Source organism: Kribbella sandramycini (assembly GCF_013131805.1).
GTDB classification, from domain to species: domain Bacteria; phylum Actinomycetota; class Actinomycetes; order Propionibacteriales; family Kribbellaceae; genus Kribbella; species Kribbella sandramycini.
This window is the reverse complement of the sequence record NZ_JABJRC010000003.1, coordinates 431,749-450,971: the sequence shown is the minus strand read 5'-3', so window position 1 is coordinate 450,971 and position 19,223 is coordinate 431,749. Positions and strand designations below refer to the sequence as shown.

Annotated in this window: 24 protein-coding genes and 1 pseudogene; 15 read left to right on the top strand and 10 right to left on the bottom strand. The window is 69.4% G+C overall.

Annotated elements, in window-relative coordinates; translation table 11 throughout:
* The first annotated feature begins 121 nt into the window (after positions 1–121).
* The 3 genes from HPO96_RS15650 (at position 122) to HPO96_RS15640 (ending at position 2,383) form a co-directional block, all read left to right on the top strand.
* Positions 122–490: a hypothetical protein gene (locus HPO96_RS15650; RefSeq protein ID WP_171674173.1), complete on the top strand. Its 369-nt coding sequence runs from the start codon at positions 122–124 to the stop codon at positions 488–490.
* Positions 491–509: 19 nt separating this feature from the next.
* The gene (locus HPO96_RS15645) at positions 510–1,037 is read left to right on the top strand and encodes an NAD(P)H-dependent oxidoreductase (protein ID WP_171674172.1); all 528 of its coding nucleotides are present in this window, start codon (positions 510–512) and stop codon (positions 1,035–1,037) included.
* Between the two features lie 338 nt (positions 1,038–1,375).
* A complete protein-coding gene (locus HPO96_RS15640) occupies positions 1,376–2,383 on the top strand; it encodes an LLM class flavin-dependent oxidoreductase (RefSeq protein ID WP_171674171.1) in 1,008 nt (335 codons plus the stop codon).
* 368 nt (positions 2,384–2,751) lie between these two features.
* Here HPO96_RS15640 and HPO96_RS15635 read toward each other — a convergent pair whose 3' ends face one another.
* Positions 2,752–3,267, bottom strand: coding sequence for an Lrp/AsnC family transcriptional regulator (locus tag HPO96_RS15635; RefSeq protein WP_171674170.1), 516 nt, complete (start codon positions 3,265–3,267; stop codon positions 2,752–2,754).
* Between the two features lie 147 nt (positions 3,268–3,414).
* Here HPO96_RS15635 and HPO96_RS15630 point away from each other — a divergent pair, with 147 nt between their 5' ends.
* Positions 3,415–4,584, top strand: coding sequence for a trans-sulfuration enzyme family protein (locus HPO96_RS15630; protein WP_171674169.1), 1,170 nt, complete (start codon positions 3,415–3,417; stop codon positions 4,582–4,584).
* Here the strand turns inward: HPO96_RS15630 and HPO96_RS15625 are convergent.
* A complete protein-coding gene (locus HPO96_RS15625; RefSeq protein ID WP_171674168.1) occupies positions 4,556–5,119 on the bottom strand; it encodes a ClpP family protease in 564 nt (187 codons plus the stop codon). The two genes, HPO96_RS15630 and HPO96_RS15625, sit on opposite strands and share 29 nt — an antisense overlap.
* Positions 5,120–5,244: 125 nt before the next feature.
* On the opposite strand from HPO96_RS15625, the gene HPO96_RS15620 reads away from it, so the two are divergent.
* From HPO96_RS15620 to HPO96_RS15605, 4 genes are read left to right on the top strand one after another with little or no spacing between them, the layout of a single operon-like run.
* A complete protein-coding gene (locus HPO96_RS15620) occupies positions 5,245–5,589 on the top strand; it encodes a helix-turn-helix domain-containing protein (RefSeq protein WP_171674167.1) in 345 nt (114 codons plus the stop codon).
* Positions 5,590–5,592: 3 nt separating this feature from the next.
* Positions 5,593–6,576, top strand: coding sequence for a pyridoxal-phosphate dependent enzyme (locus HPO96_RS15615; protein WP_337796648.1), 984 nt, complete (start codon positions 5,593–5,595; stop codon positions 6,574–6,576).
* Positions 6,577–6,617: 41 nt separating this feature from the next.
* Positions 6,618–7,178, top strand: a complete 561-nt coding sequence (locus tag HPO96_RS15610) for a phosphotransferase family protein (RefSeq protein ID WP_171674166.1) — start codon at positions 6,618–6,620, stop codon at positions 7,176–7,178.
* Entirely contained in the window at positions 7,175–7,573 is a 399-nt protein-coding gene (locus HPO96_RS15605; protein WP_171674165.1) for a GNAT family N-acetyltransferase, read from the top strand. Before HPO96_RS15610 ends, HPO96_RS15605 begins: the two co-directional genes overlap by 4 nt.
* On the opposite strand, the gene HPO96_RS15600 is transcribed toward HPO96_RS15605, so the two are convergent.
* Positions 7,542–8,426, bottom strand: a complete 885-nt coding sequence (locus HPO96_RS15600; RefSeq protein WP_171674164.1) for a hypothetical protein — start codon at positions 8,424–8,426, stop codon at positions 7,542–7,544. The genes HPO96_RS15605 and HPO96_RS15600 overlap by 32 nt on opposite strands.
* Positions 8,427–8,554: 128 nt before the next feature.
* On the opposite strand from HPO96_RS15600, the pseudogene HPO96_RS15595 reads away from it, so the two are divergent.
* A pseudogene (locus HPO96_RS15595) lies at positions 8,555–9,565 on the top strand (MFS transporter); the annotation flags it as partial.
* Between the two features lie 20 nt (positions 9,566–9,585).
* Here the strand turns inward: HPO96_RS15595 and HPO96_RS15590 are convergent.
* Entirely contained in the window at positions 9,586–10,356 is a 771-nt protein-coding gene (locus tag HPO96_RS15590) for a TetR/AcrR family transcriptional regulator (RefSeq protein ID WP_171674163.1), read from the bottom strand.
* 46 nt (positions 10,357–10,402) lie between these two features.
* Here HPO96_RS15590 and HPO96_RS15585 point away from each other — a divergent pair, with 46 nt between their 5' ends.
* Positions 10,403–11,314 carry an SDR family oxidoreductase gene (locus tag HPO96_RS15585; RefSeq protein WP_171674162.1) on the top strand — a complete coding sequence of 304 codons (912 nt, stop codon included), beginning with the start codon at positions 10,403–10,405 and terminating at the stop codon, positions 11,312–11,314.
* Between the two features lie 48 nt (positions 11,315–11,362).
* On the opposite strand, the gene HPO96_RS38255 is transcribed toward HPO96_RS15585, so the two are convergent.
* Positions 11,363–11,623, bottom strand: coding sequence for an Abi family protein (locus HPO96_RS38255; protein ID WP_337796695.1), 261 nt, complete (start codon positions 11,621–11,623; stop codon positions 11,363–11,365).
* A gap of 14 nt (positions 11,624–11,637) precedes the next feature.
* Positions 11,638–12,237, bottom strand: coding sequence for a LysE/ArgO family amino acid transporter (locus HPO96_RS15575; protein ID WP_171674160.1), 600 nt, complete (start codon positions 12,235–12,237; stop codon positions 11,638–11,640).
* 72 nt (positions 12,238–12,309) lie between these two features.
* On the opposite strand from HPO96_RS15575, the gene HPO96_RS15570 reads away from it, so the two are divergent.
* Complete coding sequence (locus tag HPO96_RS15570; RefSeq protein WP_171674159.1) at positions 12,310–13,194, top strand: LysR family transcriptional regulator ArgP; 885 nt, start codon at positions 12,310–12,312, stop codon at positions 13,192–13,194.
* On the opposite strand, the gene HPO96_RS15565 is transcribed toward HPO96_RS15570, so the two are convergent.
* Both HPO96_RS15565 and HPO96_RS15560 read right to left on the bottom strand, forming a co-directional pair.
* Positions 13,191–14,036 carry an SCO6745 family protein gene (locus HPO96_RS15565; protein ID WP_171674158.1) on the bottom strand — a complete coding sequence of 282 codons (846 nt, stop codon included), beginning with the start codon at positions 14,034–14,036 and terminating at the stop codon, positions 13,191–13,193. The two genes, HPO96_RS15570 and HPO96_RS15565, sit on opposite strands and share 4 nt — an antisense overlap.
* Positions 14,033–14,533 carry a GNAT family N-acetyltransferase gene (locus tag HPO96_RS15560; protein WP_171674157.1) on the bottom strand — a complete coding sequence of 167 codons (501 nt, stop codon included), beginning with the start codon at positions 14,531–14,533 and terminating at the stop codon, positions 14,033–14,035. The genes HPO96_RS15565 and HPO96_RS15560 overlap by 4 nt, the downstream gene beginning before the upstream one ends.
* 72 nt (positions 14,534–14,605) lie before the next feature.
* Here HPO96_RS15560 and HPO96_RS15555 point away from each other — a divergent pair, with 72 nt between their 5' ends.
* Entirely contained in the window at positions 14,606–15,709 is a 1,104-nt protein-coding gene (locus tag HPO96_RS15555; protein WP_171674156.1) for a calcium:cation antiporter, read from the top strand.
* Here the strand turns inward: HPO96_RS15555 and HPO96_RS15550 are convergent.
* Together HPO96_RS15550 and HPO96_RS15545 are read right to left on the bottom strand one after the other, a co-directional pair.
* Entirely contained in the window at positions 15,675–17,105 is a 1,431-nt protein-coding gene (locus tag HPO96_RS15550; protein ID WP_171674155.1) for an ankyrin repeat domain-containing protein, read from the bottom strand. The genes HPO96_RS15555 and HPO96_RS15550 overlap by 35 nt on opposite strands.
* 150 nt (positions 17,106–17,255) lie before the next feature.
* Entirely contained in the window at positions 17,256–17,612 is a 357-nt protein-coding gene (locus HPO96_RS15545) for a YybH family protein (protein ID WP_171674154.1), read from the bottom strand.
* Between the two features lie 114 nt (positions 17,613–17,726).
* Here HPO96_RS15545 and HPO96_RS15540 point away from each other — a divergent pair, with 114 nt between their 5' ends.
* Genes HPO96_RS15540 through HPO96_RS15530 form a run of 3 tightly spaced genes read left to right on the top strand, consistent with a single transcriptional unit; the run spans position 17,727 to position 19,222 of the window.
* On the top strand, positions 17,727–18,155 hold the full coding sequence (locus HPO96_RS15540; RefSeq protein ID WP_171674153.1) for a hypothetical protein: 429 nt from the start codon (positions 17,727–17,729) through the stop codon (positions 18,153–18,155).
* Between the two features lie 4 nt (positions 18,156–18,159).
* Positions 18,160–18,582 carry a DCC1-like thiol-disulfide oxidoreductase family protein gene (locus HPO96_RS15535; RefSeq protein ID WP_171674152.1) on the top strand — a complete coding sequence of 141 codons (423 nt, stop codon included), beginning with the start codon at positions 18,160–18,162 and terminating at the stop codon, positions 18,580–18,582.
* Positions 18,554–19,222: a TetR family transcriptional regulator gene (locus HPO96_RS15530; RefSeq protein WP_171674151.1), complete on the top strand. Its 669-nt coding sequence runs from the start codon at positions 18,554–18,556 to the stop codon at positions 19,220–19,222. The genes HPO96_RS15535 and HPO96_RS15530 overlap by 29 nt, the downstream gene beginning before the upstream one ends.
* The last annotated feature ends 1 nt before the right edge of the window (position 19,223 follow it).

Genomic DNA, 19,223 nt, shown 5'->3' with positions numbered 1-19,223 from the left:
ACCCCTTGTGATAAAATGCGGCAGTATTGGCTCCCGAATATATTTCTCGGTGGTAGCCACAAATCCATGAGTTTATCTGGTGTGTCCCCTTTTTCGTAGGCCCGGTCTAAGCTTCGTGGCTGTGAAGCTGTGGGTTGCGAATGTGGTGGCGACGCTGCTGGTGGCGGGCGCCGTCGTGCTGCAGTTGGTCGCGGCGGCGTCGCCGGCCTGCGCGCCGGGCTGCGATCCGCATGGCTATCTGCTGATCATCGTCGGGTTCCCCGCGGCGCTCGGTGGATTGTTGGCGCTGACCGCGGTCGGGCTGTTGATCGCGCGCCGTCGGGCCGGATTGTGGCTCGCGCTGGTGGTCGCCGGCGGGTGTGCGCTCCAGTTGCTGCTGCTGGCCCGGTTGCTGCCGGCCGGGCTGATCGCCGCGGTCGGCGTCCTGCTGATCGCCGGTGTGGTCTTCGCTACCCTCGGCATCCGGCGGGTTGACCTCAAGTCTGGTTGAGGTATTAGCGTCGCAGGTTGTGACTGTGCATCCGCTCCGGCTGGCCGTGCTGACCCGCAACCTCGAACCCGGGCGGTTCGGGACCGTGGTCACCCGCTGGTTCGAGCGCGCCGTCGACCAGGCCGACGAGTTCAAACCCGACCTGATCGACCTGAGCGCCGTCCCGCACCCCGAGCTCGCCGACCGGATCGACGAGGCGGACGCCGTCGTCATCGTCACCGCCGAGTACAACCACGCCTACCCCGGCGACCTGAAGACCGCGATCGACGCCGTCCGCCGCCCCTGGTACGCCAAACCCGTCGCCTTCGTCGTCTACGGCGGCCGCTCCGGCGGCCTCCGCGCCGCCGAACAACTCCGCCTCGTCTTCGCCGAACTCCACGCCGTCACCACCCGCGACACCCTCACCTTCCAGGAATCCGACTTCACCCCCACCGGCCACCCCACCAACCCCACCACCCCGCCCGCCGCCACCGCCCTCCTCACCCAACTCGCCTGGTGGGCCCGCCCCCTCCGCGAAGCCCGCGCCCAAAACCCTTACCCGTCCTAGGCCCCCGCCTGCGTGCCCCCGCTCCCGCTCCGCTCCCGCTCCCGCTCCCCGCTCCCGCCGGCGCTTGCCCCCGCCTACTCCTGCCCGGGGACCCGCTCGCGTTTGCCGTCGCGACCGGGCCGTTCGTCTGCTCGCCGATCCAGCGGCCGCAGAGGAGTTCCTGCAAGCCGATTCGATGTGATGCCGCAAGTTGTCCGTCGCTCGCCGTGCGTCCCCGCCGTCCGCCGCCGCGATCCGCTGCCGCCGAACCGGCCGTCGTCCGCGTGGTCTGCAACTCGCCGTCGGCGTGGAATAGGCGCGGGCTTGGGGTGGTTTGGCGTGGTGTGAGTAGCGAAGCGATGCCTTTGTCGGTGCTTGATCTGTCGCCGGTGCCTAGTGGGACGGCGCCTTCGGCGGCGTTGCACGAGACGCTGGAGCTGGCGCGGGTGGCGGAGGCGGCCGGGTATCACCGGTTCTGGCTGGCCGAGCATCACAACTTGCCGAGTGTGGCGAGTTCGACTCCGGAGGTGATGATCGCGGCGGTGGCTGGGGTCACGTCGACGATTCGGGTGGGGGCGGGCGGGATCATGTTGCCGAACCACTCGCCGTTGAAGGTCGCGGAGACGTTCCGGGTGTTGGCGGGGCTTTACCCCGATCGGATCGATCTCGGGCTCGGTCGGGCGCCGGGGACCGATCAGCGGACGGCGCTGGCGCTGCGCCGGAGCCGGGAGGCGCTGGGGGCCGACGACTTCACCGAGCAGTACGCCGAACTGCGCGCGTACGCCGAGGGTTTTCCGGCCGGGCACCCGTTCGAGCCGATCTCGGCGCAGCCGTCAGATGTCCCGCTCCCGCCGGTCTGGATCCTCGGCTCCAGCACGTACGGCGGTCAGGCAGCGGCCGCCCTCGGTACGGGGTTCGCGTACGCCGGTCACTTCGGCACGCTCGACCCGGCCGGCGTGATCTCGGCGTACAAGACCAACTACCAACACTTCGAGCACGAGACCGAGCCGCGCGCGATCCTCGCGCTGGCCGCGATCGTCGGCGAGACCGAGGAGCGCGCCCAGCAGCTCGCGCAGGCGAACGCGCTCTCCATGCTGCGGCTGCGCTCCGGCCGCCCCGGCCCGCTGCCCTCACCCGAAGAAGCCGCGGACCACCCGTGGAGCGAAGGCGAGAAGGCCGCCGTCGAGGAGTGGGCCGGCCTGGTCTCCGTCGGCACCGCCGACCAGGTAGCCGCCGACCTCCGCCGCCGCGCCAACCGCGCCGGCGCCGACGAAGTCATCGTCACCACCCACATCCACAACCCCACCGAACGCCGCGAGTCCCTCAACTCCCTCGCCAATTCCTGGGGCCTCACCCCCCGCTTTTGATGGGCTAACCCACCAGCCCAGCCTGGGCTGACCCACCAGTTTGCTGGGCTGACCCAGCTGCCTGTGGGTGGGCCCACTGCCTGCGGTTGGCCGCCCCGCACAGACGTGGGCTGACTCAGCAAACGCGTCGGGGCGCGGGTTGTGGGACCGCGTTTTGCTGGGCTGACCCAGCTGCCTGTGGGTGGGCCCACTGCCTGCGGTTGGCCGCCCCGCACGGACGTGGGCTGACCCAGCAAACGCGTCGGGGCGCGGGTTGTGGGACCGCGTTTGATGGGCTGACCCAGGAGATGTCGGGAGGGCCTACCGTCTGCGGGTGGCTCTCCCACGGGCTCGTGGGTGGGCCCAGCAAACGGGAGGGGACGGCGGGCTTACACCCCGGTGAGGTTTGGTTCGGCGCCTCGGACGTGTTCGAAGATGAGGCTGGTTTCGGCGTGTGCGACGGCTGGGTCGGCGGTCAGGTGGTCGAGGACGAACTCGCGGAGTGCGTCCGGCGTGGAGGCGGCGACGTGCAGTAGGTAGTCGTTGGCGCCGCTGACGTGGAACAACGACAACACGCCCGGTAGCCCCGGGACCTTCGCCCGGAAGCGGTCGATCTCGTCGCGAGAGTGCGCCCCGATCCGGATCGCGATCAGCGCCTGCAGCGGCTGACCCAGCGCGCCCAGGTCGACGTCGGCGTGGAAGCCGCGGATGACGCCGCGTTCGCGCAGCGCGCGGACCCGGGTCAGGCAGGTCGACGGCGCGATCCCGGTCGCCTCGGCGAGGGCGTTGTTCGGCATCCGCCCGTCGATGGCGAGCAGCCGGACCAGCTCGCGATCCACCTCGTCGAGACCGCCCGACGGCACGGCCCGAGGGGCCGGTCCGGGGCTCCGACGATCCTTCGGCATGAGACCACTGTAGAGCGCGTCCACAGAATCCACAGTGTGTGGACAGGCCTGTGGACGAATTTTCTTCGGAACTCTTGCCCACAATCTGCAGAAGATTCCACACTCTGTGTCAGCAAAACCTGTGGATAACTCGCCGGGAGGCCCGCTATGACCCAGCTCGACACCCGTTCGGTGCACGCCGGTCGCGACGACCTCACCGCGCTCGGCGTGCACGTCCCGCCGATCGACCTGTCCACGACGTATCCGCTCCCCGACGTCCACACCGGCGGGGCCTCGTACGACGCGCTGGCGCAGGGCAACGGGCCCGATGGCGGCAGCCTCGTCTACCAGCGGCTGTGGAACCCGACCGTCGCCCGCTTCGAGGAGGCGCTCGCCGAGCTCGAACACACCGACGGCGCGGTCGCCTTCGGCACCGGCATGGCCGCGCTGGCCGCCTGCCTGCTCGGCACGGTCGCCGTCGGTAAGCCGCACGTGATCGCCGTCCGCCCGCTGTACGGCGGCAGCGACCACTTGTTGTCCACAGGCCTCCTGGGGACAACTGTCAGCTGGGTCGCCGTCGACGAGATCGCCGCCGCGGTCCGGCCCGACACCGGGCTGGTGATCGTGGAGACACCGGCCAACCCGACCCTCGAGTTGATCGACATCGCGGCCGTCGTCCGGCAGGCGGGCGACGTACCGGTACTGGTGGACAGCACCTTCGCGACTCCGGTGTTGCAGCAGCCGGCCCGGCACGGGGCGAGCCTGGTGTTGCACTCGGCAACGAAGTACCTGGGTGGCCACGGCGACGTCATGGGCGGCGTCGTCGCGGGCTCCAGGGAATGGGTCGGCCGGCTTCGGCAGATCCGTGCGGTGACAGGTGGCCTGCTGCACCCGCTGGCGGCGTACGAACTGCACAGGGGACTGCAGACGCTGCCGGTGCGAGTGCGGGCGCAGCAGGCGACCGCCGCGAAGGTGGCCGACTGGCTGTGCGCGCAGCCGGCCGTCGAGCAGGTCTACTACCCGGGGCTGTCCGACCCGCAGGAGCTGATCGGCCGCCAGCAGTCCGGTCCGGGCGCAATCGTCGCCTTCACCGTAGCCGGCGGCTACGAAGCCGCCGCCCAGGTAGCCGGCTCACTCCGCCTCATCACCCACGCCGTATCCCTCGGCGGCGTAGACACCCTCATCCAGCACCCAGCCGCCCTCACCCACCGCCTGGTCGCGGACGACGCCAAACCCTCCAACGCCCTCCTACGCCTCTCCCTCGGCCTCGAAGACCCGGAGGACATCACGGCCGATCTGCTCCAGGCGTTCAGCCGGGTACTGCGACCGGTCGGGTAAGCACCCGGTCGACGATCCCGTACTCCTGGGCCGCCTCCGGCGTGAACCAGCGGTCGCGATCGAAGTCCGTGACGATCCGGTCGAGCGGCTGGCCGGTCCGCTCGGCGATCAGCTGCGCCAGGTCGGCCCGCGCCTTGATCGCCTGCTCCGCCTGGACCTTGATGTCACTCGCCGTCCCGCCCATCCCGCCGGTGGGCTGGTGCATCATGATCCGCGCATGCGGCAGCGCGAACCGCTTCCCCGGCGTACCGCAGGTCAGCAGCACCTGACCCATCGACGCGACCAGGCCCATCCCGTACGTCGCGACGTCGTTGCTGATGAAGTTCATCGTGTCGAAGATGGCCAGCCCCGCGGAGACCGAGCCGCCCGGTGAGTTGATGTAGAGCGAGATGTCGGCCCGCGGGTCCTCGGCGTTCAGCAGCAGCAGTTGGGCGCAGAGCGCGTTCGCGTTCTCGTCCTTCAGCTCGTCGCCGAGAACGAGAATGCGCTGCCACATCAGCCGCTCGTAGACGTTCTTGTTCGGGAGTTCGTTCATGGTCTCCAGCCTGCGGGTGGGCGCTCGATCGGGGGCGGGAATCTGCCTGTGGCAGATCTGCCGACCGCAGAGACCTTGTGGATGGCACACTCGGTACAGGACATCGGAGCCGAGGAGGGCCACACGTGTTGTTACGCGAGGTGATCGGGAACGTCTTCCGGCGGCTGCGGCGTGAGCGTGGGATCACCCTGCGCGAGCTGGCCGAGCGGGCGCAGGTGTCAGTGCCCTATTTGTCCGAGATCGAGCGCGGCCGCAAGGAGCCCTCGTCGGAGATCCTCGCCGCGATCTGCCGGGGGCTGGAGCTGGAGCTGACCGACCTGCTGACCGAGGTCCAGTTCGACCTGGCCACCGCCGTCCGGTCCACGCTGCCGATCCGGCTCCGGACGACGTCGATCCGGGTCGCGCAGTCGGCGCCGCGTCAGGTCGGCACGCCGACCGCCTCCTACTCCGCGTTCGCCCTGGTCGCTTAGTTGGTGAACTGGTACTCGAACCCAACTGCGAGGGAGTGGCGGACGACGCCTGCTCCCGCGGATGTGCTCGCGTTCCATCAGAGCCTGCCGGCGTACCGGCCGACACCGCTGACGCCGGTGCCCGCGCTGGCAGCCGAGCTCGGCGTGGGCCGGGTGCTGGTGAAGGACGAGTCGTCGCGGCTGGGGCTGCCCGCTTTCAAGGCGCTCGGCGCCTGGTGGGCGATCCACCGCAAGCTGCGCGAGCGTCCGGGGCCCGCTGAGTTGGTGACGGCGACCGACGGCAACCACGGCCGGGCGGTCGCGCGGCGCGCGTCGATGCTGTCGCTCCCGGCGCAGATCTTCGTCCCGGACGTCGTCCCGGAGAGCGCGATCGCGGCGATCCGCTCCGAGGGCGCGATGGTGACCGTCGTCCCCGACTCGTACGACGCCGCGGTCGCCGAGGCAGCGGCGTACGCCGGGGACGACCGGCTGCTGATCCAGGATTCGGCCTGGCCGGGGTACGAGGTCGTCCCGCAGTGGATCGTCGACGGCTACTCGACCCTGTTCCGGGAGATCGAGGAGCCGGCCGACCTGGTCGTCGTCCCGATGGGTGTCGGCTCGATCGCGCAGGCGGCCGTGACCCACTACCGCAGTACGGACGCCGCCCCGATGCTGCTCGGCGTCGAGCCGGAGGCGGCGTCCTGCGTCACCACCAGCCTGCTCGCCGGCGAGCTGACGAGCATCCCGACCTCGAAGACCGTGATGGGCGGCCTGAATTGCGGCACGCCGTCCGCCCTCGCCTGGCCGGTCCTGCAGGCAGGCCTCGACCACGCCGTCACCGTCTCCGACGACGCCGCACTCCAAGCCTCGGCCGACCTGGCTGCCGGCGGCATCACCTCAGGCCCCAGCGGCGCCGCCACCCTGGCCGGCCTCCGCGCAGCGCGATCCCGCCTGCCGCTCGACGGCACCAGCACCGTAGTCCTGATCAGCACCGCCGCGGCCTCGTAAATCAGGTTCGCGCGCCGTGATCGCGGCCTAGCCTGAGGTGCATGCTCGTCAAACGCCGTCCCCCGGCCGCGGTCGCGGAAGTGCTTCGTGCGCTCCACCAGACCACAGCTGACCCTTGGCCATGGCTGCGCTCTCTCGACGCCGGGAACGACTTGGTCGCGCGCCTGTACGACGACACCTGGCCGCGACTCGCAGCTCGCACGGACCTTTCGGCCGAGGTCCGAGATCTCGGGGAGCGGCTGCAGGGGCAGGTCGTTGCCGTCGAGCAACAACTGGTCGACGCCGGTCCGCTCACCTTGATTCATGGCGACGCCTCGGCCCAGAACATCCGGACGTCGACCGATGGTGCGGTCGCGTTGCTGGACTGGGAGGACGTATCGGCAGCGCCCGGCGTACTCGATCTGGCCTGGTTCCTGGTGTCATCGGTCGAGCCCACCCGCTGGGCCGAGGCACTGGACGCCTACGGGCCGGCCGCGGGTCTGCGGGTGGCGATGCCGTCGACCGTTGTCCAGGGCTTGTTGAGTATGGCGGACTGGCCGGAGGGCTCACCCGAGGCCTTGGGCTGGAACGAACGGCTCGCCGTGGCGAGGTCGATGCTGTGAGCATCGAGCTGGTGGCGCGGTTCGCGGTGGACGATCAGCAGCTGTCCGCCCTGCATGCGTTGGCGTTCGGCGGCGAACCGGTGGTGCAGCCGTGGGCAGAGCGCTTGGAGCGTTGGGCTCTGAGTTGGGTCGGTGCCTTTGGCAACGATCAGCTGATCGGTTTCGTGCAGGTCTGTTGGGACGGCGGGGCGCACGCGTTCGTCCTCGATACCGCTGTCGATCCGGAGTACGGGCGGCAAGGCATCGGGAAACGGCTGGTACTCGCCGCGGCGGAGGAAGCGAGGGCAGCCGGATGCGAATGGCTGCATGTCGACTTCGAACCCCACCTGACCGCCTTCTACCTGGAGGCCTGCGGCTTCCGCCCTACCGACGCGGGCCTGCTGAAACTGCGGTGAGGCGCTCGGTGGAGATACACGACGTCAGGCAGCGCTCCTTGGCGTCGCCGAGCAGGTCGGCCGTCCAGGTGGTGAAGCCGCCGTCACCGAGTTCGGCGTCCGCGAGCCCGATGCCGAGCGCCGTCCCGGCGTAGTAGGTGGCGCTCTTGGTTCGCTCGGCGTCCTCGCGTAGGCGGTTGTTCAGGGCGGGACGGACGGTGTCCTGAATCCGCTCGTGGACTGCGGACGGCGTGAACGTCGTGAAGCTCAGGTCGGCGTGCTCGCCGAGGACGTCGGCCCAGAAGCTGAGGTGGTCGATCAACATGGCCGCCTCGGTTCGCCCCGAGCCGGTGTCGCGCGCGCTCGAGACGAGTACGAACAGCTGAAAGTGCGCGAACATCCCCGGCCCCTGTACGGGCTGCGCGCGAACGACCCGCTGGCACGCCGCCAGGTCGACCCGAGCCTGGCCTGAGCGTCGGCGTACGGCGGCCTCCAGCGCCAGCTCATTGGTCGGATCGCTCGCGACCTCCGTCCCCCGAATCGTGCTGAGAACCTGATGCTGGTTGATCGTGCCGACGGCCGAACAGGTCCCGAGCGGCGTCACTGGCGACAGTTCGACCCCTTCGAACCGATCTGGCAGCGCCGCCCACAACCGAGCCTGTGTCTGGATCAGCGCCCGCGGGTCAGCCGTCGAAGGCTGCACGAACCGATCTCCCCGCCACCGCTCCAGCAACCGCGCCGGAGTCACCTTCGCGGCCCGCTCGCGGCTGAGCTCCAGCAGGAGTGACTGCAGGTCCGACCCGCTGAGCCCGTCGGTCAGCGCCGCCCGGGTTCCGGTCGGCAGCTTCGCCCAGATCCGTTCGCTCACGCCCATTCGTCCACTCTGCCCGAAGGCCCGGCGACTCCGCGCGACAATTTAGGGCTGCGCGCGACGCGCTCCCGGCGTACCGTGGGGAAATGAGATTCCCGGCCCCGCATCTTTGACGTTCGGACCGCGCGTGGATCATCGCCTTCGCAGCGTTGGAGGATTTCGTCCTCCTGTATCCGCTGTACCAGTTGCTGTTCCGGGACCACGGGTTGTCGACGACGCAGATCTCGACCCTGTTCGTCATCTGGGCGGCGACCGGATTCTTGCTCGAGGTCCCGTCGGGCGCCTGGGCCGATACATACTCGCGCCGCACGCTCCTCATCCTCGGCTCGTTGCTGAGTGCGGTTGGTTACGCGACTTGGATCGTGCTGCCCGGCTACGCCGGCTTCGCTGCGGGATTCGTCCTCTGGGGTGCCGCCTCGGCGCTGACCTCCGGCAGTTATGAGGCCTTCGTCTACGACGAACTGGCCGCCCGGGGCGAGGCGGAAGACTTCCCCACTGTGCTGGCCCGGGCTCGCTCTGCCGCCTTCGTGGCCAACCTGGCCGCCACCGCCTTGGCCGCGCCTGTCTTCGCCATAGGCGGCTATGTGCTGGCTGGTGCCCTCAGCACGTTGGCCGGCCTGACGAGGGCCGCCGTGGCCTACACGCTCCACGAGTCGCCGAGCGCTCCGGCTGAGTCCGGCTCAGGCTCCCGTCGCGCGTTCACGGAGTACGGGGAGATGCTGCGGTCGGGGTTGACCGAGGTCGTGCGGTCCCGCCGCCTTCGATGGGCGGTGGGGTTGGTTGCGTTACTCGGCGGCTTCCTGGCCTTCGACGAGTACTTCGGCTTGCTGGCCGGAGATCTCGGCGTCCCGACCACCCTCATTCCGTTACTGGTGGCGACGACCGTGGCCGCGCAGGCGATCGGCAGCGCGCTCGCTGGATCGGCGTACAAGTTGCCTGCGGCAACTTTCACGACGTTGCTCATCGGGGCGGGCCTGCTGATCGCGGTCGGCGCGTTGAGCGGTTCGCCCTGGGGATTCGCGCTGATCGCGCTCGGGTACGGTGTACTCCAGCTCGTGATCGTGGTCGCCGAGGCGCGCCTCCAGGATGCGATCGAGGGCCCCGCGCGGGCGACCGTGACATCCACGGCGAGCTTCTTCAGCGGCGTCTTCGCGATCGCGGTCTACGTCGGGTTCGCGGTCGGGGCGGTCTGGCTGCCGCTGGCGACACTGGTGGCCGGGTTGACCGTGCCGGTGGTGTTGACGGCGTTCGTCGTACCGGCCGCGATGCCCGCGGTGAAGATCGCGAGCGCGGCCTCGAAACCGGAGTCGAAGTCGTAGGCGAGGCCTTCGGCGCCGAGTTCGCCGACGACGCGGACCAGGGTCGGGGCCTTCCCGGCCGGGAGGTCGGCCGTGCGCGCGAGGAGATCGGGGGCCAGGTCGAAGGTCTCGGCGCGGACGGAGACCTCGCCGAGGAGGAAGCCGTGGATGAAGTCGATCAGCGTGTTCACCGCTTCGACGATCTGCCGCGGCGTCAGGCCGGCCCGATCGAGCGCGCGGTAGAACGGCTCGACCGTGGCCACGACCACCGCCGAGACCGTCGAGGTGTCGGAGAGGACCTGGAGGGCGAGGTTCGGGTGGGCGCGCAGCGCGTTTCGGTAGGCGCGCGCGGCGTCCTTCAGCTGATCGGCCCACGGGACGGCGGCGCCCGGGTCGGGGATCTCCAGCTCGGCGAACACCAGCTCCGCGAGGCCCGCGAGGACGGCGGCCTTGTTCGGTAGGTGGTGGTAGAGCGACATCGGGTTCACCCCGAGCGTCGCGGCCAAACGGCGCATGGTCAGCGCGTCGATGCCCTCGTCGTCGACGATCCGCAGCGCGGCGGTGAGGATCGCCGTCCGGCTCAGCCGCTCCTCACCCGCGCGGGGCCGGCCGGAGCGCTTGCCAGTACTAACCATACGCCGTATGGTACCTAACCATACAGTGTATGGAAAGGATTGAGCGATGAAGCCGTTGGCGGGCAAAGTGGCATTGGTGACCGGAGGCAGCCGCGCGGCCGGCCGGGGGATCGCGGTCGAGCTGGGCGCCGCCGGCGCGACCGTGTACGTGACCGGCCGGACGACCCGGACCAGCCGCTCGGAGATGAACCGCCCGGAGACGATCGAGGACACCGCCGAGCTGATCGACCAGGCGGGCGGCCACGGCATCGCCGTCCAGGTCGACCATCTCGACCCCGCTCAGGTGCAGGCGCTGGTCGAGCGGATCGAGCGTGAGCAAGGCGCGCTGCACATCCTGGTGAACGACATCTGGGGCCAGTTCGGCGAGCCCGAGTGGGACAAGACCGTCTGGGAGAGCGACCTGGCCGCCGGCCTGCACCTCCTGCGCCTCGGCGTCGACACCCACGCGATCACCAGCCACTACGCGCTCCCGCTGCTGATCAAAACCCCCGGCGGCCTCGTCGTCGAGATGACCGACGGCACCGACGAGTACAACGCCGACAACTACCGCGTCTCCTTCTTCTACGACGTCGCCAAAGGCGCAGTCAGCCGAATGGCCTTCGCCCTCGCCCACGAACTCGACAAGTACGAAGCCACCGCCGTCCTCCTCACCCCCGGCTGGCTCCGCTCCGAAGCCATGCTCGAACACTTCGGCGTCACCGAGGACAACTGGCGCGACGCCACCACGAAAATCCCCCACTTCGCCATCTCCGAAAGCCCGTCCTTCGTCGGCCGCGCCGTCGCCGCCCTCGCCGCCGACCCCGACCTCCGCCGCTGGAACGGCAAATCCACCTCCAGCGGCGACCTCGCCAAGCTCTACAACTTCACCGACCTCGACGGCAGTCGCCCCGACGCCTGGCGATACATCGTCGAAGTAGAACAACCCGGCCACCCCGCCAACACCACCGGCTACCGCTGATCCGCCTTCCATGGCTTCTGGCCGGTCCACCCGTCGGGAAAGCCGGCCTCAGCCAGCCTGCGCCCCGTGCTCGGGAACTCGGCCGGCAGCAACTGCCGGACGTCGACCGGCCAGCTGCGCGCCGCGGCGATCGAGGATGCCGAGCCGGGCGGCAATCTCGTTGCGGTCGGCGGACTTGAGGCCGGTGAACAGGTAGCTGAGTGAGCCGAAGTCGAGGATCTCGGTCACCACCCAGACCGGCAATCTGCCGTCGTACTTGCGTTGGAAGTGGCGGACGAAGGAGAGGTGGGGCTTCGGGCACCTGAAGATCTCGCCTGTGGATATCAGCCCAGTAGAAGGTAGGTGGCGAGGGTGGTCATGAGGAGGGCGATGGTGGTGTCGAGGAGTTGCCAGGCGCGGGGGCGGGTGAAGAGGGGGGAGAGGTGGCGGGAGAGGAAGCCCAGGGCGGTGAACCAGGTGAAGGAGGCGGCGACGGAGCCTAGGGCGTAGAGCCAGCGGGCAGAGGGGCCGTGTTGGTTGGCGAGTGAGCCCAGGAGGACGACGGTGTCGAGGTAGACGTGGGGGTTGAGGTAGGTGAAGGCGAGGCAGGTGAGGACGGCGGTGCGGAGGGAGAGGGGGGAGTGGGTGGCGGTGGCGGTCAGGGTGGTGGGGGCGAGGGCTCGGCGGGCGGCCAGGGCGGCGTAGGCGTAGAGGAAGGCGGCGCCGGCGTACTTGGCGATGGTGAGGGCCAGGGGGGATTGGGTGATGAGGACGCCGAGACCGGCGATCCCGGCGGAGATCAGGAGCGCGTCGGAGAAGGCGCAGACGAGGACGATCGGGACGACGTGCTCGCGGCGCAGGCCCTGGCGGAGGACGAAGGCGTTCTGGGCGCCGAGGGCGACGATCAGGCCGAGGGTGGTGGCGAAGCCGGTGAGGGCGGTCATGGTTCGACGGTAGGAACTGGCGTCGGGTGAGACCAGCTAAAGATTCTGATGGGGCATTAGGATTGCTTCATCATGCAGATCGACTCCGCGCAGTTGGAGACGTTCGCGGCCGTGGTCGACGAGGGCAGTTTCGACGCCGCGGCGCAGCGATTGCGGGTGACGCCGTCCGCGGTCAGTCAGCGGATCAAGGCGTTGGAGAGCCGTCTCGGCCAAGTGGTCGTGATGCGCGGGAGGCCGGCCCGGCCGACGGCGGCGGGGGAGGCGGTGCTGCGGTTGGCGCGGCAGGTCGCGTTGCTGGAGCTGGAGGCGATCGCCGCCGTCCGGGGGACGGTCGACGCGATGCGGCTACCGGTGGCCGTGAACGCCGACTCGCTGAACAACTGGTTCCTGCCCGCGATGCTGGAGCTGACCGAGCAGTTCCCGGCGCGGTTCGTACTGCACAGCGAGGACCAGGACCACTCCGCCGAATACCTCCGGAACGGGACGGTGCTCGCCGCGGTGACCGCGGACCCCAAGCCGGTCCAGGGTTGCCGCGTCGTCCCACTCGGGAAGATGCGGTACCTGTCTGTCGCGAACCCCCGGTACGCCGAGCGCTGGCTCGCCGATCGTCCGCTGGCCGACGCGCTGGCCGAGGCGCCGGTGGTCGTGTTCAACGACAAGGACCTGCTGCAGCATCGCCTGATCCGCAAAGTGACCCGCCGTCGGGTCGATCCACCGGTGCACACCGTCCCGGCCGCCGGCGCCTTCCAGCAGGCGGTGCTGACCGGCCTCGGCTGGGGCACGATCGAGGAACAGTTCGCCCGCCCCGCGATCGCCGCCGGCCGCTTGGTAGAGGTTGCCCAAGGCAAGCACATCGACGTGCCGCTCTACTGGCAACACTGGAAACTCGAATCCGCAGTGCTGACCGCCCTGACCGCCGCCGTACTCCGCGCCGCGACCGCGAGCCTACGAACCTAATCCCAGCGCAACGCCATCGGGTTGTCCGGTGGGATCAGTCCGCCGGACATCACGACCGAGCTCAACGGTCGGACGACGTCGGCCAACTCGGTCGTCAGCTCGTCACCGAGCGCCCGCCAGCCCTGATCAGCCAGTACGTCAGTCGTGTCCTCGACCTGCTGACGGAGCGTGCGCCCGGCGTCGGTCAACTCGCCCGCGTCGTCCAGCAGGCCGCGGGAGCGCAGGTCGTCGGACGCCGCCGCCCACTCGTCGTCCGTCCAGCGGCGGCTGACCTGGAAGACCTGCTTCGACGGCCCACCCGCCGCCGAGATCGTCACCAGGGCCTGACACGGGCTGAGCCCGGCGTTGACGAGCGCCGCGACATGCCCGTCACCCCGCGACTCGCGCAGAATCGTGGTCGCCTGCCAAAGCACCAGATGCGGCTCGCTCGGCCATTCGAGCGCCGCGTTGGCCGCCGCCAACGGCCGCCCCGCCACCGGAGCCGCCTCGGCCGCGCGCCGGGCGAGCTCAGCCGCCCGACCGAAGGGAGCGCTCCCGAACAGCCGGCGTACGGCGGTGTCCACAGCGGCGAGCCGGGCGTCGAGCAGCGCCGTCGGGCTTGCGAAACCCCAGGCGTCCGGCAGCGAGCGGGCGACCATCGCCGGGTGGAAGTTGTAGAAGATCGCGGCCACCAGTTCGGCCGGGGCCGCGCCCAGCGGCGCGGCCCGGCAGCCGAAGTAGCTCATCCAGCCGCCCTTGAGCCCGAGTGCGTCGGTCGCCTGCCTGGTCTCCGGCGCGAAGTACGTGATCGCGTGGAACGGCTCGAGGGTCTTCCACATCCGGCGTGCGCGGTTGTCGGTCACACCAGCGGACGGTACATCACATGTAACCCGACGTACCCGAGCTTGGCGTGGTCGAAGGCCTCGGGAACTGTGCCGATGATCTCGAAGCCGAGCGCCTGCCACAGATGGACGGCGGGCTCGTTCGCCGCGACGACCGCGTTGAACTGGATCCCGCGGAACCCCTCCCGACCGGCCCACTCGATCATGTCCGTGCCCAGCGCCCGCCCGACCCCGTGCCCGCGCGCGGCCGCCGCCACCATGAAGCTCGCGCTGGCGATGTGCGCGCCCGGCCCGGGGCGGTTCGCGTACATGTTCGCGCTGCCCAGGACGGTGCCTTCGGCATCGACCGCCACCGTCGTCCGCGCCCCCGGGGACGGCGTCATCCACATCCGCTCCGCCTGCTCGGCGGTCAGCTCCGGATCGTAGGCGTAGGTCTCGCGCGCCGTGACGATCTCGCGGAAGAACGGCCAGATCGCCGGCCAGTCGGCGTCGGTCGCCACCCTGATCTGCACAGTCATGATGCGAGAAGCATCACCCGCTCCGCAGTGGTTGCCAACCGGATTACTCGGAATCCCTTAGCATAAATGGAGATGACTAACTCCGTGGTCCATGGGTTGCCGCGCTGGAGTCTGGCCGTGCCCCCGCTCGCCTTCGTCGTCCTGGTGCTGTCCTGGGGTCGTGATCTCGGCACAGTGCTGCTGGTGCTGGTGTGCGCCGGTCTGGGGGCCGCGGTGATCGCCGCCGTCCATCATGCCGAGGTCGTCGCGCACCGGGTGGGTGAGCCGTTCGGAACGCTGATCCTCGCGCTCGCGGTGACGATCATCGAGGTGGCGCTGATCGTCACGCTGATGGCTTCCGGCGGTGACAAGGCGGCGTCCCTGGCGCGGGACACCGTGTTCGCCGCGGTGATGATCACCTGTAACGGCATCCTCGGTCTGGCGCTGGTCGTCGGCTCGATCCGGCACCACGTGCAGGAGTTCCGCGTGCAGGCGTCGAGTGGCGCGCTCGCGGTGATGACGGCGCTGGTGACGCTCAGTCTGGTGCTGCCGACGTTCACCACCAGCGAGTCCGGGCCGCGATTCAGCCCGGTTCAGCTCGCGTTCGCGGGCGTCGTGTCGCTGGTGATGTACGGCGTGTTCGTGTTCGTCCAGACCGTGCGGCACCGGGACTACTTCCTCCCGGTGAAGCCGGCGGCGACACCCGAGGAGGAAGAGGAGCAGCATGCGGCCGCGCCGAGCGGCCGGGTCGCGCTGAGCAGCCTCGGGTTGCTGTTCGTCTGTCTGGTTGCCGTGGTCGGCCTGGCCAAGGTGGTCTCGCCCAAGCTGGAGGCCGCGGTCGAGTCGGCCGGCGCGCCGCTGGCCGTCGTCGGCGTCGTGATCGCCCTGCTCGTGCTGCTTCCGGAGACGGTTGCGGCAGTGCGCGCGGCACTGCGCAACCGCCTCCAGACCAGCGTCAACCTGGCGCTCGGGTCCGCGCTGGCCAGCATCGGCCTGACCATCCCGGCGATCGCGGTGGCCTCGATCTGGCTGACCGGGCCGCTCGTCCTCGGCCTGGACGGCAAGGAGATGGTGCTGTTCGCGCTGACCGTCGTGACCAGCATGATGACGCTCGCGACCGGCAAGGCGACGCTCTTGCAGGGCGCGGTGCACCTGATGGTGTTCAGCGCCTTCCTGTTCCTTGCGGTAAGCCCCTGAGGTAGTCGGCCACCGCGTCCTGGTGGTTGTGCTCGGCCCAGCTGAGCGCGTTCCCGCCGTACATCGGATCCCTCAGCTCAGGGTCGGCGCCGAGCTCGATCAGCTTCCGGACGGTGTCGAGGTGGCCGTTGAGTGCGGCGCGGTGGATCGGCGCCTCGTTCGCATGATGGTTCACCTCGAAACCCAAACGGGACAAGGGTTCGAGCGCCGCCGTCCGGCCGATCTCCGCGGCGCGGTGCATCAGGTACGGGTTCCGCGCGACAGCCCGCGCGGCCAATTCGGCGCTGGCTGCCGGAGTCTCGCCGCGGAACGCCGCCGCATAAACCTCGTGGACGTCGTCCAGCGGCGCAGCGCCCCGTTCTCGAAGCAAGGCCGCGATCTCCGTATGCCCTTGCACAGCTGCGAGTTCGTACGCGCGATGCCCGCAGAAGGTCGGGTGCTCGGTCCCCCGCCCTTCCGGATCGATGCCCTGGGCAAGCACGAGCTCGACTCGCCGGACGAGCCCTGCGGACGACGCGAACACCAGCTCGTCCTCCAGCAACTGCTGGGGAGTCGGGTGCGCCGCGGTCATCCGGTCGTGCCACGGACCGCCGTCCCCACGCCCGAGCCCGTACTCGAGCAGGAGTTCCAGGTGGACCTCGTCGTACGGCGGGGGCGACCCCGGCCCGCAGTTGTACATGGTCTGGCTGTCGTTCGGATCCGCGCCGGCGTCGAGTAACAACCGGGCCAGCTCGACCCGGTTCGGATGGGTCGGCTGATCACCTTCGCCACGGCCGAAGACGCCGGTGAGCGCGGTGAACGGCGATGGCAGGCCCTGCCACAGATATCCGGCGTTGGGATCCGCGCCGTTGGCCAGCAGCAACCGCGCGATCTCGACCTGGTTCGGCGCGTCGAGCCGGTTGTAGGTGAGGTAGAGCAACGGCTCCCACTGGTAAGGACCGCCTTCTTCCCTGACCTGGTCGAGATTCTGCCGGACGCCGTCGAGATCACCTGCCACCACCATCGTATAAATGTTGCTCGCAGCAACTTCATCGAGGAGCTGCCGGGCGGCCTGCTGACGGGCCGGATCGTCCTGCCCGTAGTGCAGGGTCGCGAGCCGGAGGAACTCGTCGGCGCGCTGCTCGGGCGTCTCCAGCGGACCGCCGACGGACTGCCGATGCGGTGACCGGCTGTAGCGGCCGACCAGCTCGAGATGGCGGACGATCCGCGGCCAGCTCGGAAAGCCGTAACTGCGCGCGATTGCCAGCTGCGCATCAGCCAAGGTTGTGACCGGATGGAACTCGTCGGCCAGCGCAGTCGCGGCGCGATCGCCGGCGCGGACCTCGGCCAGTAGGCGCTTGGCCTGCTTGCGCAGATGGTCCAGATGCGGGTCGTTCGGAAGATTGCGGGTCGGCATCGGCCGACCTCCTCTCTGCGAGCCTGCTGTCCGCGTCGTCAGGCGAGAAAGGAGGTGTGTGAAGCACTGCACCAACTCACTGCATCAGGTGGGCTGAGCCCTTCCCGCGGACCGGTGGCGCCCTGAGCGCCTAGGCCGACGATAACCCACTCACGGCTTCTCCATCCACCATTCGACGAACTCGTGCGCCCGGTCCTTGTCCAGCCGGATCACCCACAGATTGCTGAACTCACCGGGCGGCTCGGTCTGGTACGTCGTCCACCCGCGCACGAACCCGACGCCGTCGCCGAACCCGAGCACCTGGTACTCGAACGTCGTCTCCCCCGGCGCGTCGGCCACCTCCAGCCAGGCCTCCACGATCGCCGCCCGCCCGAGCACCGGGTCCTCGTCCGGACGCCGGTACCAGGCGGCGTCCTCGGTCCACAGCGCGCCGATATCGGCCGGGTCGTTCGACTCCCACGCCGTCCGGTACTTCGTCACCCACCGATCCAGATCCTTCTCCCGCATACCCGGCATCCTGCACCCGCCGACGAGATCCAGGTCACGCGGACACTCACTTGAACATGTTCAAAATCCGTTCGACACTGAATTGAACGTGTTCAACTATGTGAGGACGGAATGATGGTCTTACTGACGGTGACGACATACCTGTGCTACCTGGTGATCGCGATCCCGCTGACGATCTGGGTCGCGCGGACGCTCAGTCGGAACGGGCGGATCTTCCTGGTCGATGTCTTCCACGGGAACGAGGACTTCGCCGACGCGGTGAACCGGCTGCTGGTGGTCGGCTTCTACCTGCTCAACCTCGGCTTCGTCATGCTGTTCCTGCGGATCGAGCAGCCGGTGATGAGCGCGAATGCCGTCTTCGAGGCGCTGAGCGTGAAGCTGGGGATCGTGATGCTCGTGCTGGGCGTCGTGCACCTCAGCAACGTTTGGGTCTTCAACTCGATCCGCCGCCGCAGCCGGGAGGACCGGCTGGGGACGCCGCCGGTCGCGCCGAACGCCGTACTGCGGCCGCAGACCGAGCCGCCGAACGACTACGGCTACTGAGCCAATGCGCGAGCTGACGGTGTTGTACGACGCGGACTGCGGCCTGTGCCGCAGGTTCCGGAGTTGGCTGGCGGTGCAGGCGCCGGGGCGCGGTGGCCCGGACGGGGTGGTGCGAATGCGGTTCGTCGCGGCGGGGTCGGCGTACGCGCGGAGGCTCTACCCCCAGCTCAACCACGAGGCGACGCTGCGCGACGTGACTGTGGTCGCGGACGACGGCTCGGTCTACATCGGTGACCGGGCCTGGATCATCTGCCTGTGGGCCACGCGCGACCACCGGCAGACGGCGATCCGGCTGACCCGGCCGGGGATGCAGCCGGTGGTGCGGGCGATGGTGCTCGCGGCGGCCGGCCTACGGCACTTCACCGTCGACCGGTCCGGGGGTGACTACGCTGACGGATGTGACGGACAGTGCGACCACCAAAGGTGAGCAGACCCGGGAGCTGATCCTGTCGACTGCGCTGCGGCTGTTCCGCGAGCAGGGGTACGCGAAGACGACGATGCGGGCGATCGCGACCGAGGCGGGGGTCTCGGTCGGCAACGCGTACTACTACTACAGCTCCAAAGACCACCTCATGCAGGCGTACTACGACCACCTGCAGGAGCAGCACCGGGATGCGGTCGAAACGATCCTGGCCGGCGAAAAGTCGTTCGTCGTCCGGCTGACCGGCGTCCTGCACACCTGGCTGGACGTCTCGGCGCCGTACCACGAGTTCGCCGGGACGTTCTTCAAGACGGCGGCGGATCCGAAGAGCCCGTTGTCGCCGTTCAGCACCGAGTCGCAGCCCGCTCGGGAGGCAAGTGTCGAGATCTTCCGCCGCCTGGTCGAGGGCTCGGATCTCAAACTCGCGCCCGAGCTGGCGAAGGAGCTGCCGGAGCTGTTGTGGCTGCTGCAGATGGGTGTGGTGCTGTTCTGGGTGCACGACGACAGCGACGAGCTGCAGCGCACCAAGACGTTGATCGACCGGTCCGTTCCGCTGGTCGATCGGCTGCTGCGGCTGACCCGGATCCCCGGCGTCCGCGGTGTCGTCAACGACGTCGTCGGGTTGATCCGGGCCATCAAGCCCTGAG

Coding starts and splice junctions, on each gene's coding strand:
- HPO96_RS15635 (WP_171674170.1), bottom strand. CDS start 3,267: ATGCCGAAGGATCGTCGGAGCCCCGGACCGGCCCCTCGGGCCGTGCCG.
- HPO96_RS15540 (WP_171674153.1), top strand. CDS start 17,727: ATGGTCTTACTGACGGTGACGACATACCTGTGCTACCTGGTGATCGCG.
- HPO96_RS15625 (WP_171674168.1), bottom strand. CDS start 5,119: ATGAACGAACTCCCGAACAAGAACGTCTACGAGCGGCTGATGTGGCAG.
- HPO96_RS15575 (WP_171674160.1), bottom strand. CDS start 12,237: ATGACCGCCCTCACCGGCTTCGCCACCACCCTCGGCCTGATCGTCGCC.
- HPO96_RS15585 (WP_171674162.1), top strand. CDS start 10,403: ATGAAGCCGTTGGCGGGCAAAGTGGCATTGGTGACCGGAGGCAGCCGC.
- HPO96_RS15555 (WP_171674156.1), top strand. CDS start 14,606: ATGACTAACTCCGTGGTCCATGGGTTGCCGCGCTGGAGTCTGGCCGTG.
- HPO96_RS15610 (WP_171674166.1), top strand. CDS start 6,618: ATGCTCGTCAAACGCCGTCCCCCGGCCGCGGTCGCGGAAGTGCTTCGT.
- HPO96_RS15535 (WP_171674152.1), top strand. CDS start 18,160: ATGCGCGAGCTGACGGTGTTGTACGACGCGGACTGCGGCCTGTGCCGC.
- HPO96_RS15560 (WP_171674157.1), bottom strand. CDS start 14,533: ATGACTGTGCAGATCAGGGTGGCGACCGACGCCGACTGGCCGGCGATC.
- HPO96_RS15600 (WP_171674164.1), bottom strand. CDS start 8,426: ATGGGCGTGAGCGAACGGATCTGGGCGAAGCTGCCGACCGGAACCCGG.
- HPO96_RS15570 (WP_171674159.1), top strand. CDS start 12,310: ATGCAGATCGACTCCGCGCAGTTGGAGACGTTCGCGGCCGTGGTCGAC.
- HPO96_RS15590 (WP_171674163.1), bottom strand. CDS start 10,356: ATGGTTAGTACTGGCAAGCGCTCCGGCCGGCCCCGCGCGGGTGAGGAG.
- HPO96_RS15640 (WP_171674171.1), top strand. CDS start 1,376: ATGCCTTTGTCGGTGCTTGATCTGTCGCCGGTGCCTAGTGGGACGGCG.
- HPO96_RS15550 (WP_171674155.1), bottom strand. CDS start 17,105: ATGCCGACCCGCAATCTTCCGAACGACCCGCATCTGGACCATCTGCGC.
- HPO96_RS15545 (WP_171674154.1), bottom strand. CDS start 17,612: ATGCGGGAGAAGGATCTGGATCGGTGGGTGACGAAGTACCGGACGGCG.
- HPO96_RS15630 (WP_171674169.1), top strand. CDS start 3,415: ATGACCCAGCTCGACACCCGTTCGGTGCACGCCGGTCGCGACGACCTC.